The sequence below is a fragment of the Streptomyces sp. NPDC055955 genome (assembly GCF_042270245.1).
Taxonomy (GTDB): Bacteria; Actinomycetota; Actinomycetes; order Streptomycetales; family Streptomycetaceae; genus Streptomyces.
Map to the genome: position 1 here is coordinate 324,821 of NZ_JBHJYS010000005.1, position 12,588 is coordinate 337,408.

At 68.9% G+C, this 12,588-nt stretch carries 18 protein-coding genes; 13 read left to right on the forward strand and 5 right to left on the reverse strand.

Features of this window, described 5'->3' with window-relative positions; all coding sequences use genetic code 11:
- Positions 1-66 precede the first annotated feature (66 nt).
- From ACFC96_RS12640 to ACFC96_RS12670, 7 genes are all read left to right on the forward strand, one after another.
- Complete coding sequence (locus tag ACFC96_RS12640; RefSeq protein ID WP_376611949.1) at positions 67-1,860, forward strand: type IV secretory system conjugative DNA transfer family protein; 1,794 nt, start codon at positions 67-69, stop codon at positions 1,858-1,860.
- Between the two features lie 105 nt (positions 1,861-1,965).
- Positions 1,966-2,202 carry a hypothetical protein gene (locus ACFC96_RS12645; protein ID WP_376611950.1) on the forward strand — a complete coding sequence of 79 codons (237 nt, stop codon included), beginning with the start codon at positions 1,966-1,968 and terminating at the stop codon, positions 2,200-2,202.
- Positions 2,199-3,377 carry a DnaB-like helicase N-terminal domain-containing protein gene (locus ACFC96_RS12650; RefSeq protein ID WP_376611952.1) on the forward strand — a complete coding sequence of 393 codons (1,179 nt, stop codon included), beginning with the start codon at positions 2,199-2,201 and terminating at the stop codon, positions 3,375-3,377. Before ACFC96_RS12645 ends, ACFC96_RS12650 begins: the two co-directional genes overlap by 4 nt.
- A gap of 46 nt (positions 3,378-3,423) precedes the next feature.
- Positions 3,424-3,549 carry a hypothetical protein gene (locus ACFC96_RS12655; RefSeq protein WP_376611954.1) on the forward strand — a complete coding sequence of 42 codons (126 nt, stop codon included), beginning with the start codon at positions 3,424-3,426 and terminating at the stop codon, positions 3,547-3,549.
- Between the two features lie 241 nt (positions 3,550-3,790).
- A complete protein-coding gene (locus ACFC96_RS12660) occupies positions 3,791-4,402 on the forward strand; it encodes a DUF4913 domain-containing protein (protein ID WP_376611955.1) in 612 nt (203 codons plus the stop codon).
- Between the two features lie 343 nt (positions 4,403-4,745).
- The gene (locus tag ACFC96_RS12665; RefSeq protein ID WP_376611956.1) at positions 4,746-5,048 is read left to right on the forward strand and encodes a hypothetical protein; all 303 of its coding nucleotides are present in this window, start codon (positions 4,746-4,748) and stop codon (positions 5,046-5,048) included.
- 328 nt (positions 5,049-5,376) lie between these two features.
- Entirely contained in the window at positions 5,377-5,871 is a 495-nt protein-coding gene (locus ACFC96_RS12670; protein ID WP_376611958.1) for a phage antirepressor KilAC domain-containing protein, read from the forward strand.
- Positions 5,872-6,347: 476 nt separating this feature from the next.
- On the opposite strand, the gene ACFC96_RS12675 is transcribed toward ACFC96_RS12670, so the two are convergent.
- Entirely contained in the window at positions 6,348-6,560 is a 213-nt protein-coding gene (locus ACFC96_RS12675) for a hypothetical protein (protein ID WP_376611960.1), read from the reverse strand.
- Positions 6,561-6,949: 389 nt separating this feature from the next.
- On the opposite strand from ACFC96_RS12675, the gene ACFC96_RS12680 reads away from it, so the two are divergent.
- Positions 6,950-7,513, forward strand: a complete 564-nt coding sequence (locus tag ACFC96_RS12680; protein WP_376611962.1) for a hypothetical protein — start codon at positions 6,950-6,952, stop codon at positions 7,511-7,513.
- A gap of 52 nt (positions 7,514-7,565) precedes the next feature.
- Here ACFC96_RS12680 and ACFC96_RS12685 read toward each other — a convergent pair whose 3' ends face one another.
- The 4 genes from ACFC96_RS12685 to ACFC96_RS12700 form a co-directional block, all read right to left on the reverse strand.
- Positions 7,566-7,805, reverse strand: coding sequence for a hypothetical protein (locus ACFC96_RS12685; RefSeq protein WP_376611963.1), 240 nt, complete (start codon positions 7,803-7,805; stop codon positions 7,566-7,568).
- 82 nt (positions 7,806-7,887) lie between these two features.
- A complete protein-coding gene (locus ACFC96_RS12690; protein WP_376611964.1) occupies positions 7,888-8,406 on the reverse strand; it encodes a DUF6221 family protein in 519 nt (172 codons plus the stop codon).
- Between the two features lie 108 nt (positions 8,407-8,514).
- A complete protein-coding gene (locus tag ACFC96_RS12695) occupies positions 8,515-9,036 on the reverse strand; it encodes a hypothetical protein (RefSeq protein ID WP_376611966.1) in 522 nt (173 codons plus the stop codon).
- A gap of 11 nt (positions 9,037-9,047) precedes the next feature.
- Entirely contained in the window at positions 9,048-9,281 is a 234-nt protein-coding gene (locus ACFC96_RS12700) for a hypothetical protein (RefSeq protein ID WP_266667535.1), read from the reverse strand.
- 501 nt (positions 9,282-9,782) lie between these two features.
- Here ACFC96_RS12700 and ACFC96_RS12705 point away from each other — a divergent pair.
- The 5 genes from ACFC96_RS12705 (at position 9,783) to ACFC96_RS12725 (ending at position 12,449) form a co-directional block, all read left to right on the forward strand.
- Positions 9,783-10,523, forward strand: a complete 741-nt coding sequence (locus ACFC96_RS12705; protein ID WP_376611968.1) for a DUF6879 family protein — start codon at positions 9,783-9,785, stop codon at positions 10,521-10,523.
- The gene (locus tag ACFC96_RS12710) at positions 10,520-11,362 is read left to right on the forward strand and encodes a helix-turn-helix domain-containing protein (RefSeq protein ID WP_376611970.1); all 843 of its coding nucleotides are present in this window, start codon (positions 10,520-10,522) and stop codon (positions 11,360-11,362) included. The genes ACFC96_RS12705 and ACFC96_RS12710 overlap by 4 nt, the downstream gene beginning before the upstream one ends.
- Before the next feature lie 87 nt (positions 11,363-11,449).
- Positions 11,450-11,914 (forward strand): hypothetical protein, encoded by a 465-nt coding sequence (locus ACFC96_RS12715; RefSeq protein ID WP_376611971.1) that lies wholly within the window; start codon positions 11,450-11,452, stop codon positions 11,912-11,914.
- The gene (locus tag ACFC96_RS12720) at positions 11,911-12,249 is read left to right on the forward strand and encodes a DUF6415 family natural product biosynthesis protein (RefSeq protein ID WP_376611973.1); all 339 of its coding nucleotides are present in this window, start codon (positions 11,911-11,913) and stop codon (positions 12,247-12,249) included. Before ACFC96_RS12715 ends, ACFC96_RS12720 begins: the two co-directional genes overlap by 4 nt.
- Positions 12,246-12,449, forward strand: a complete 204-nt coding sequence (locus tag ACFC96_RS12725; RefSeq protein ID WP_266667545.1) for a hypothetical protein — start codon at positions 12,246-12,248, stop codon at positions 12,447-12,449. The genes ACFC96_RS12720 and ACFC96_RS12725 overlap by 4 nt, the downstream gene beginning before the upstream one ends.
- Positions 12,450-12,588 lie beyond the last annotated feature (139 nt).

The window sequence follows — 12,588 nt, forward strand, 5'->3', positions numbered from 1 at the left end:
TGATCACCAGAAGAAGCCGCTGGTCCCACCCATCGCCCGCCACTGAGCACGTAACGGGACCGCGCCTTGTCTCCTGCACGCACCAGCACACCGTCGACCACCACCGGCACCGACGCCCTCCTCTACCTCTTGATCGCGGTCGCCGCGCTCGCCATGGGGGGCGGGACACTCGCCTGGCTGTTCGGCAACCTCCTCAACGCGGCTATCGGCTCCGATCCGTGGGCCTCCTTCCGACCAACAGAATCGCTGTTGCACCCCGGTCGTGTTTGGCCGCATCTCGCCCACCCTGCCGTGATCAGCGGGTGCTACGCCCTCCCTGCACTCATCCTCCTAGCCACCGCCCTGCTCGGGATGAAGGTGTGGCTCCGGCTGCGCGGCAATCCCAAGGGACTGGCCGACCAGCGGGACCTGGCCGACCTGATGCCCAAGAAGGTCGCGGCCAAGGCGATCGATCTCCGTCCGAGTCTCAATGGCAACAAGCCCAAGGCTGTTGCACCCGACGACCGCGGGGTCCTGCTCGGCACGCTCACCCCCGGTGCGCGGGAGGTCCGCTCATCGTGGGAGGACGTGCTCCTCGCGATCATGGCGCCCCGCTCCGGGAAGACCTCCGGATTGGCGATACCGGCTATCCTCCGCGCGCCGGGCCCCGTATTGCTGACCTCCAACAAGGCGGCGCGCGACGCCTACACCGCCACGCTCGCGGCCCGCGCCGAGGCCGGCACGGTGTGGACGCTCGATCCTCAACAGATCGCCCACACCCCGCAGGCTATGTGGTGGGACATCCTCGCCAACGCCCATGATCTCGCCGGGGCCCGCCGCTTGGCCGGGCACTTCGTGACCGCCTCCGTGAACGAATCGAGCGCGGGCGACTTCTGGTCGACCGCCGCCGCGAACACTCTCACCGCGCTGTTCCTCGCCGCCGCCCGCGGCCGACGGCCGATCACCGACGTCCTGGCCTGGCTCGCCTCCCCAGCCGACCGCTCCCCCATCGACCTGCTCCAGGACGCCGGGCTGGACGCGGTCGCCGCCCAACTTCATGGCACCGTGGCCGGCGCCGTCGAAACCCGTGACGGAATCTTCGAAACCGCCCGGCAGTACGTCAGTTGCCTTCTCAACCCGGCCATCGCCGACTGGGTCACCCCACCCAGCGGGATGGACAAGATCCTTGAGTTCAAGCCCGAGGCGTTCGCCACCAGCAAGGACACATTGTTCCTGCTGTCGAAGGACGGCGGCGGTTCGGCTTCGGCGATCATCGCCGCCGCTGCCGACGCCGTGATGCGCTCGGCCGTTGTCCAGGCAGAGCGCGACGGTGGCCGGCTCGATGCCCCGTTGCTCGCGATCCTCGACGAGGCCGCCAACGTATGCAAGATCGCGGACCTGCCGGACCTGTACTCCCACCTCGGCAGCCGGGGCGTCATCCCGATCACGATTCTGCAGTCCTACCGCCAGGGCGTCCGAGTGTGGGGCGAGGCCGGCATGGACGCGCTCTGGTCGGCTGCGACGATCAAGCTCGTCGGCTCCGGTATCGACGACGCCGACTTCGCGGACAAGCTCTCCCGCCTGGTGGGCGACCACGATGTCCGTACGGTCTCGGTGTCTACCAGCGAGTCGGGGAAGTCCACTTCAGTTTCCATGCGCCAGGAACGGGTGCTGCCTGCCGATGCGATCCGCGCCCTGCCCAAGGGCTCCGCGCTCCTGCTCGCCACAGGCATCCGCCCCGCCCTCCTCAGCCTCAAGCCCTGGTACCGCGAGCCCAACGCCGATCGGCTGGGCGCCGCGTCCGCCAGGGAAACCGCGGCCATCACCGGGCGCGCCCTGGCCAAGACCCTGCGCCGCGACGGCTTGGGTCCGGCCACGTGACCCCGCCGAAGATGAACCCCCGCAGGGCGAGACGCGACGGCGTAATCCGCCGAACGCCAGTACATCCCGGGGCCTTCGCCCCTTCCTCGTGAGGTACTCACTCCCATGTCCCACCCCACACCGTCCTGGGCCTCCGTTCGCCGCTCCGAACGTCTCGCCGGCACCCCCGTCGTGAAGCGCGGCGCCCACTGGTGGCTCGTGTCCCCGAGCGGCTTCCTGCTCGCATCGGACCCGACGTTCACTGGCGAACTGCAACGATTGACCAGCGCCTTGGCCGCCGCCGACCGTGCCGTTGCTGGGATTCGCGCCCAGGGCCGGGCCGCACGCAAGGCGCAGCGGTGACCCCGCTCGTTCACGCCGAGCAAGCCGTCTTGGGCGCACTGTTCCTGGATCCCGACCAGCTCGACCGGCTTGATGCCTGGCTCCGCCCGGAGCACTTCTCTCGTCCCGCGCACTCCGCGCTCTACGCCGCGATGCTCAAGCTCCAGGCCGCCGAACACCCAGCGACGACCGCGCCGGTGGGTGGACCCGTAACCCTGGCCTGGATCACCGACACCTTGCAGGAGGCGAGCACTCACGCTCGCGGGCTGACCCCGTCGTACCCGCACCTCCTGATCTCCTCGTGCCCGCGCCCCCACCACGCCCCGGTGTACGGACGGATGGTCCTGGAGGGCGCCATCCACCGCAGCGTCGCCCAGCACGCCACCCGCCTGCACCAGGCCGCGCTCACCGACGACCGGAACGGGACGGTGACGGAGACGCTGCACCACGCCCAAGTGCTCTCCGACGTGCTGACCGACCTTGCCCGCGCTTGGGGAACCGAGGCCCGGCCCGCCCAGCCGCCCGCCGCGTACGTGCCGCAAGCCGCCCCTCCCCAACCCGTCAGCGAACAGGGGCTCGCTGATGAGGAGTTCCTCCTCGGCTGCCTCGCATCCCGACCCGAGCAGCTTCTCGACCTGGTGCGCTGGCTCCATCCCGACGACTTCGCCGACCCCGGTCATCAGCGGATCTACCGCGCACTCAGTGCACTGCACCATCGCGGCGAACCGATCGACCAGTTGACGGTGCTGTGGGAGACCCAGCGGCGCGGTGCGCTGGCCGACGGGGTTCTCGATTCCGAGCGCGTACGGCGGATCTGTGACCCCCTGCTCGGTGGAGCAGCCGAACACTTCGGCGAGCAGGTCGTCCAAGCCTCTCTCGTCCGCACCGCAACTCTGACAGCCCGGCAGGTCGGAGCCCTAGCCGACCGCGACGCGCTCGCCCCTGGGCAGCTCATCAGCTACGCCCTGCACGCGCTCGGTCCATTGGACGACCTCCGCCGTCGCCTTCGCACAGCGCTCGGAGCTGAGCGGGAACCGCGTCCATCGCTCGGCCCGCCCGGCCCCCCGTCTCCGAGCGCCCGCACGGATGCCGCACGTGCCCGCAGCCGCCTCACGGACACCAAGCTGTCGCCAGCGTCCACCGCAGTCCCCCGGCCCGCCAGCACCGGCCGTCGCACCCACCGGCGTCCGTCATAAACGATCAGGCCAGCCAGGACTGCTTGGACAAGGACGGATGTACGCCATGGCCCACGAGTTCGAGAATCTCCGTACTGAGATCGCTCACTCGTACACCCCGGGCTCCCTGCTCGCGCCCCGTCCCGCCGACGACGCTCGCTCCCTGAACCCGCGGTTCTTGGAGTGGATGTAGGCACCTCGACGAAGGATGAGTAACCGGCACCCGAGGCAGGGCATGCCTGCCAAACCGACCGCGCTCTGCAACGGCGTCGCTCCCCAACAGGCACCCGCCTTGAGTTACTTGCTCCTTCGAAAAACTGGTGCCCTCGTCGGATCGCGCGGTGAGCCGGGTCTTTTACACGAGACCTCCGGCGGGGCCAAACCGCTGAATCTCCGGACTCTCGACGTCCCATGAACTCTTCGGAGGTGTCGAGATGTCCGAGCCCGCACGGGACAACGCCGAGCCGGTACGCATACCGGACCACGACCTGAACGACCTTGTCTCCACCGTTACGCAACTGGTCACGGCGACCCGCAAGCAGAACGAAACGCTCGCCCGCCTCACCGACGAGGAGCCGTCCATCAACGACGGCACCAAGGGCGAGGCCAAGTCCGATGACAGCCAGACCCCGGCCTCCGCTACAGCGGAGGCCGCGCCAGCCGCCTCGGAGAAGGCGCCGACCACCATCTTCATCCTGGCACTCGACGGCACGGCGTACACCGAGGAACTCGCCGCGCTGACCAACTGGCTGGACGACCTGCTGCTGCCGGTGTACGGGCGGGAGGTCACCACCAGCCGCCCGTGGTGCCAACAGTGGCAGGACCACCCCGAAGCGGTGGCACGGTTGCACGCCCTGTGGCTGGCCTGGCAGCAGCTCACCGACGTCGAGGCCGGCCTCACCGGCCCATCGACCTGGCACCGCGATCACCTCGATCCCACGCTGCTACAACTCCGCGCGCCTGACGGCCCATTCGGGGCCTGCACCACCAACGCAACCCGCCCCAACCATCGACTGCTGGCCTCCCCCCAGCCTCCGGGAGCCTGACATGGCCAACACGTACGTGCCCCCGGAGCCGGATTACCAGATCGACGGCTTCAATGCCGCCACTGAGCGGATCGAGAAGGATTTCCTCTCGGTCACGCGCTCGGATGACATGTCCGGGCCCATCGACGAGTGCTACATGCCGGTGGCCGCCACAACTACTGCTGTTCTACGACCGGGCAGCCATGTGGAGCGAACCCGGCGCCGCGGAGTACGTCGCGTTCCACGTCATGCTCGGAGTTAAACCGGCTGGAAGATCCCGACCCCCGCGACGACGAGGACGGCTCGCTGTCCACGTGGCACGCGTTCACGCCGTTGGTGGGCCGATGCTCGCGCACCTCGCCCGATGACGCTGCCGAACCTGGCAACGACCATCACGCCGCACGGCAGCATTCTCGGTATCTACACCGACGCCTGGCAGGCCCGCATCGGCGACTCTCACATGGCCGCGCTGGCCGGGGCAAACGCCGCGGGCGCGGCCGGGCGCGTGGAGCGGGCCCTCGACATCGCCGCACACACGCGGACGCTGGCCCAACGGTGCGCGTGCGGTGGGGAGATCGACATGCACGGTGGCGAGGGCCGGCCGCCGGTTGCGCACTGCGCGGGGTGCGGGCGGATCTGGACGGAGGCTGGGGTCGTCGCAGCCTGAGAAGCTGCGGGTAGCAGAAGGCCCGCCGGGACCGTACCCCTACGATCGGCGGGCCTCTGCGCCTCCAAGGGCTCCCACAGCGGGTCCGGCGGCACCGCCGTCTTGATGCGGTGTCTGACATACACACCTGCGAGATCTCTGTCACAGGACGTTGTGATTCCGCCCGACTTGGCGGCACTCGATGTCACGAATCGACACGACGCAGCGTCAGACGGCATGAATTTGAAGGTTGTTCGACACTCAGTGCCCACATGGTCCGACACCCTTGTCGTCACCGTGCCGTAACCTGATTGACCGGCATGACCTTCGAATCGAAGGCCAACGATTTGTGCCCTCTCGCAGGGGTGATGACCCTGCGGAGGGCAAAGACCAGGAGGTACAGCTCCATGGCACAGCAGCACAAATAGACGCCGCGTCCGCGCCTGCCCTCCCGCAGGACTACGAGGAGGCGCTCGTCGAGCTCCTCGCCAAGGTCCGGGAGAACAAGGCCCTCACCGCCGAGAACAAGGTGCTCGCCCCGAAGGCCGGCAAGTGGGACGAGTTCATGAACTCGGACGGACTGATCGGCATGACGGCCATCGCGGACATTCTCGACATGCCCGTGAAGGAGATGACGAACTGGCTCATCGCGGAGAACATCTTCCGTAAGCAAGTATCGAGGTTCGGCTCGAACCAGAACATGCCCCGCCGCATGTACCAGTCATCGGGCCACTTCAAAATCAAGGTCGAGTCCAACGGCCGCGTCTCCTACGAGGTGGCGTACGCCACCACACAGGGCGCCGACCTCATCTTCGATCGCCGGCAGGGGCGCGCCGCCGCCTGACGCGACAGGGGGTCGACTGCCGTTGCCCATGGCAAGGGGTAGCCACCGCGCGGAGCGCTGTGGTGCGCACACTGAGGCTCCTCAGCGTGCGCCCGCGGCCGAGTGGATCAGGCCTCCGCGATCCACCTACGCCGCCTCATAGTGGTGCGCCCGGCCGCCGCGCCAACAGGCCGTAGAGGAGCGGAGCCGCACCGCCGACAGCGCGGCTCCACCCCTCCATTCGCGGCCTACACAGCGGGCATGGCCCCGGACCCGCAGCTCCACGGACGGAGCAAGTGAGGCAGCACGTGAAGGGGCAGCGCTACCTCACGAGAGGCTTTCCGTCGGTGCCCTGAGAACTCGGCAGACCGCTAGGGTCATGCATAGCAGTGAACGCGTGTAGAGGTCACCGACCCATGCACGATCCACACCGCGCCCCCACTTGGCCTGGCGGCCCGGGCGGGCTGCGTGCGTGCCTTGCTCCTAGGCCGTCGAAGTCAGGCCGCTTCGTAGTGGTGGGCTCGTCCGCCGCGCCACTTCACCCACGACGGATTGTCGAGCAGCTCCTCCGCATCCGGCAGTCCGGCACGGCGCAGGAACTCGATGACGTCCCCGTCCGAGTAGGCGAGGCCCAGGATCTGCCCGCGCGCAACCACCCGTCGGCCGCCCGTGCCGAGCGGCGGGTGCACGATGATCAGTGCGACCTCCATAGCTCCATGGTCGCCCGAATGGCGGGGCCACGCATGCGGCAGCAAGCTCGGTCGCGTGAGGATCACAGAGAGCCCCGCCCAGAGTTCTACCCTCTTCCAGCCCGCGCGGGCTCCGTCAGTCGAGGACGCCGAGCCCGGTGTCGGGCTGGCAGTGCGGGCAAGCATGGACGTATTCCGTGCGCATCGCCCCGCCCCGGCCGGGCATGGTCAGAAGCTGCCGATGATCAGCCAGGCTGCCACGCCCAGCACCACCACATGCCCGCCGACGGAGATCGCACGGCGATGCGGCGGGCGAAGCGCAGCATGTCGAGGCGCGGGACCGAGCTATCGTTCATATGTTCGATAATACGTCGGCGGTCGACGCACTCATCGCAGGGCAGGAGGTAGCCGTGAACGTCCCTGACCTGCTGCGATCACTCGCCCTCGACCCGGCCGACCTGAAACCGGCGCCGCGCCGACCGGCGAACGCGCAGGACGCCGCCGAGCGCCTCGGCCCGGAGCCTCTCCCCTGCGCAGCCTGCGGCACTCCGGCCCGCTCGACCCGCATCGTCGACACCCTCAGCCACGGGCGGCGCTGGCTCGACCTATGCCGGGACTGCATGCTCGCCACCGCCGACCGCACCCGACCGACCGCGCCCATCGCCGCCACGCTCGACGTACTGCGCGACGCCGCCGAGGAGGCCGGCGTCATTGCGCGGGTCCTCGTCGACCCGCCGAAGGGGCGTCACAGAGTGCAGGTCATGGCCAACCTGGAGCGATACCGCGTCACCCTCACGACCGGGGGCGCTGTCGTCATGCAGGGCTCGTGGTCCATCCGCGAGACCGGGGAGCGGAAATTCCGGTCATGGATCGGCAGCTATGGCAGCATGCCGGGCGCCCGTGTCACGCTGGCCGAGCAGTCCGCGGACGAGACGTGGACCGAGCTGAAGGCGTGGCCGGACAGCGCGGCGTAGCTGTCGTCAACTCAGGCGCCGCTCCGGGCCTTTGTCTTCACGTCCTGCTCGGCTACTCGGCCGGGTCCTCCTCGGCATGCCGGACCGCCGTCTTCACGGCCCGCTCGACGTCGTACCGGTTTTGCCCGGTGGCCTTCGCGTGCTCCGTGATCGCAGCCAGCACGGCCGCGGATGCCTCACGCCAGCGCCGCCACTGCGCAGTATGTTCCTCGTCCGCAAGGCCGGCGAGCCTTGCGCGCGCCTCCTCGGCCGAACGCTCCAGCTCGATCAATTCATCGGGGATGTCTGTCACGAGCGGATCTTAAGTGGCTGCGTGAGAGCCCTCGCCATAACCCGCGAGGCTGGCGCTTGGAGAGGGGGCGCGGGCGGACCGCTCACAAGTGACGCTCGCCCGCACCCACGCATCGAACGTACGCCGGGAGCGCCCGATGCGAAAGGGGAGAGTGTGGCGTGTGAACACATGGCGCACACACGCCACGACACCCACGGACGGAGGCTCGGCCGCACGCAACTACGGCCGCCACTCCTCGAGGCACCCGGGCCGCGGCCGTGGCCATGATCTGAATCTGCTTGGCCACCACGCCTTCGGCCAGGACATACGGTTCGGCGCCCTGGACGACCACGCGTCGATGGATGGCCTGGTAATGGTCGAGAGCCCGCCGCTTGGCGTCAATCCCGCGCAGCGCCCGCGCCGGATCATGCTCGACGATGTGCTCAGCCTGCCCCTCAGACGGCCAGCCCTCGGCGTACACGGCGACATCCCCGTTCGAGTCGTAGACCGCGACCGCGTCCGATGGGAACTCCTGCCTACGCCAGGCGTTTCCGCCCGTCGTCCACGCGATCCGTTCGCCCTCGTCGAGCTGCTCGCCGAGCCACTGCACGAGGTCATCCACGGCTACGCCTCCTTGCGCGGGCGATCCTTGCCCGAGCCCGTGTATCCCCGCTCGATGTCCTGCACCGTCGAAGGCCCCGCCACGTTCCCCCGTCGTGGCGGGGCCTTGCTATACCTCCGATACGGAGCCCAGATCATCGCGACGCCACCGCACACCCGCGGCGTCGGTGAACTCGAACACCAGTCGGCCCCTGTTGCCTTGCTCTCTCGGAAACGACGCAGCCTGCCCGACACCGACGACTGCGGCAGGGGTGTTGGCCGCTCCCTGCAAGATCGCTGCGAGCAATTCAGCTGACGCCCGATTCGTACTGTCAGCGACGAATACGCGGTCAATCTCGACACCATCGTCGGTGCACGTCACGTCGGTGATCGGGTCGTCGCTGTCGTTGACCAGCCCGACGTACGGCCGCGAATTCACTAGGCGCACACGTCTCGCCTGCTCTTGTCGCCACTTCAGGGCGGCTGCGTGCAGCTCCGCGCGCTCCAGAGCCAGCGTGGCGGCCTGCTCTGCGATGAACTGCCGCTGCTCGCCGATCTGGTCTCGCTGGCTCTTCAACGTCCAGATCGTTGCGGCCGCCGCGAGGGCAGCGAAGATCACGCCGCCCCACGTGGGTACGTCTCCCCAGTTCACTGCGCGCCACCTCAGCCGTAGTACTCGTCGGTATACGCGGGCCCGCCGGGTTCGTCCTCGCAGCCCTGGTCACGGTCGGGGCTTCCTCCGTGGGCGATGGTGAAGCTGTAGCCCTGGACGAGGCTGCACCCCTTGTCAGTCCAGGAGTTGGCCATGGCGGTCCAGGCTATGAGGACGAGCAGCGCGGCGACGATCTTTGTGGTGCGCGAGGGGCGCCAGCCTCGCGTGGCGGTGGTGTCTGGCATGCGCGCGAGTGTGGCGTAGGGGTGTGATGTCGGGTGTGGGAGTGATGAGTTCGTGACCGGCTGCCGCGTCACGAATCCAGCACTTTGCCTTCACGGATCCCACACAACGGCGCATCATGCGCAGAGAGAGCACAACCGCAGGGGGACCCACGAGCAACACCACGCCGCCACCGTCGCCCGCCTTCCCGCCGCAGCCACCGCCGGCAGAGAAGAAGATCCGGACCAACCTCGTCATTCGCGAGGATTGCGGACACCTCCGGCTGCGCGGCGATGCCGTCCCTCTCCAGGCGAAGGATCATGACCTTCATTGCGTTGAGAAGGTCAAGGTGGTCGGTCGCGGTCGCCTGATCCGCCTACAGGTGCGGGAGAGGCTCCCTCGTCAGGGCTGATTGCGCGCAATCACAACGAGCCCTCCCTGATCTGCAATCCGACGCAATGCCGCCATCCTGGCGTCCTTCTCGGCGCATGCTGTTCCTCCAACACCCTCTGACGGAGGACGACATGACCCTGCGGTTCATCGGCACCACCAGCGATGACGGAGACTGCCCCACCCTGTACGAGATCCCTGAGACCGATGAGTACCTCGTGCAAGGCGACCGCGAGACCGACCCCCAGCGCCTCGTCTCCCTCCGCGACGTGAAGCCAAGCGAGACGTTCGTCCGTGTACCCCGCTCGCTCCTCACTCGCTACGCCCCTCGCACCCCTGCGCCCGAACTGGTGCCGTTCGGCGAGATCTCCCACCTGTTCCGCGAGTTCCGACACACCGCCTGGCGCCTGGAGACCCGCAAGGGCTACGCCTCCGACCGCAACAGCCCCAAGTGGGCGCGCTTCATCGCGGGCGAGGACATCACCCAGGACCCCGACAACTCGTGGCGCGAGAATGTCCGGGCCCAGACCGCGCAGGGCAAGCGCTTCGAGCGCGTCCGTCTCCTCGACGAGCCCGCCACGCAGGGCCAGGAGTTCCTCCTCACCAGCGGACTCGGGAACGTCGCCGCGGGCGAGGACATCCGCCACCTCACTCGCACGCAGGCGCAGGACCTGCGGTTGCCGGACTACGACTTCTGGCTCTTCGACTCCCGCGTCGTCGCCCGCTTCGCGTTCGACGAGGACGACACCACCCTTGGTGTGTACGTCACCGAGGACCCTGCCGAAGTCCTCGCCGCCTGCCAGGCCCGCGATGCCGCCTGGCACCACGCCACCCGTACCGAAGACGTCGTCAGCCAGGTACGTTCCACCGTGTGAGCACGGACTTTCAAACGGCACGAGACGCCCTCGGCGCGCGGCTGCGTGAGCTGCGCGCCGATGCCTGTCTGGAGGGCAAGGACCTCGCCGCGCAACTGGGGTGGCAGCCTTCGAAGGTCTCCCGCCTGCAGGGCGGTAAGCAGACCCCCAGCGCCGAGGACCTCACGGCGTGGGCCGAGGGAGTCGGCAGGCCGGATGTCGCCCACGAACTGCACGGCCTGCTCGCCGGGTTGGAGATGAAACACCGCTCGCTGCGGCGCACTCTCTCGGCCGGCCAGCATGCTCGGCAGGAACTCGCGATCGCCGAGACGTCAGCCACGCGGGAGATCCGGGCGTTCGAAGTCGCCCGCATACCCGGTCTGTTGCAGACCCCGGAGTACGCCCGCTCCGTGTTCGAGGCGAACGCCGAGTTCCGGCAGATCCCCCGGTCGATCGATGAGGCGGTCGCATCCCGCATCCGGCGGCAAGAGGCGCTGTACCAGCCAGGGAAGTCGTTCACCTTTCTCGTCTCCGAGGGCGCGCTCTTCATACGGCTGTGCCCGCTGGAGGTGATGGCGGCCCAGCTCGACCGGCTGTACAACGTGGTCGGGATGGCGTCTGTCCAGCTCGGTGTGATTCCTCTGGGAGCGCAGCTCCGGCGCACCCCGGCGCACGGCTTCTGGATCTATGACCGGCGCCTCGTCATTGTCGAGACGATCAGCGAGGAACTGTGGCTCGACGGCGACGCGGACATCGGTCTCTACGAGCGGGCGTGGGACTGGCTCACCGAGGCTGCGGCATACGGCCGCGATGCGCGCCGCCTCATCGGGCGGGCTCGGGCCTCGCTGGAATCTCCGTAAGCAATCCGCTGCAATCGCGGATCGGGCGCACGCAATCACGCGCAATCGATCAACCCGGTCACGAGGTGCTCTCCTACGGTCCTGGTCATGGCCACAACGACGCGCACCACCACACCCGCGCGCGAGGCAGGTGACACCTGGCTCGCCGAATGTGCTCGCCATCCGGAACTCGCCCACCAAGTGTGGGACATGGACGGCCTCGCGCCGATCCACTGCACCCACTGGCTTGCCGCGGAGGCACAGCTCAGCGTCGCCCTCCAGGCACTCAGACGCATCCCACAACGACACCGCGGGCCGCTCCTCCTCGACCCCGACCTCGACACCGCATGGTGGCTGGTCGCGCCCGACGCCGCCGAGGAGCTGGCCGACGTCCGCCTCCTCACCGTGCACCCGGCCGGTTGGCCCCTGCACTGCCCACCCACGAGGCGCCCCGCTGCCGGCCGGTTCTGGCTCCACGCACCCGACGGCCGCGGTCGGCTAACCGACCCCGTGCATCTCGCCTCCGCGCTCGGTCCCGGCGGGCCCCGCATCCTTGCGGAGGCGTTCGGATGACGGTTCTCAGAGGCACTGCGTTGCCGGTGCCCACGGCAGGCGAGGTGATCAGGGCGGCGCTGTCCGCGCCGCGCGACTACCCCGGCCCTGATCGGCTGCGGTACCTGTACGCGGCGGCCCGGCAGATGATCCAGGTACGGCTACCGGTCGTGGCCGCTCAGGTCGAGGACGCGCCCGGCGGGCCGGAGCGTGCCTCACGGGAGCGCGCGGTGGACGAGGCGGAAGCGATCCTGTGCGACGGCTTGAGCCCGAGTTGCCTCGCGGCGTCCCTCACGGTGAGCGCACTGGGGCGCGCGCTGCTCGGCCTCGAGCGGTTCGCGGGAGACGACCGATGAACGTGAAGCGCACGGCGCCCCTCGATCACGTCGAGATCCCCGGCATCTGCTTCATCCGCCAACCCGAAAGCACGCGGCGCTGCACGCTCCAGGCCGGGCACTACGGCGAACACCAGAACTTCTACACCGGCCCGCTCCGCAACGGCTTCCGCGTCGGCACGAGCTGGCCGCGCCGGCCCGGCGAGACGCAGGCCGACTAGAGACTCCCGCCGCCGGGGTGCTTGGAGGTGACCTGCGACGGGACAGGGCGGGCCGCCCGATGGCGAGCAGTGGGGGCGGCCCGCCCAACATGAACCGCCTACCCCGTAGTCCCCGCCCCGTCCGGCGGACCTCCTCCCC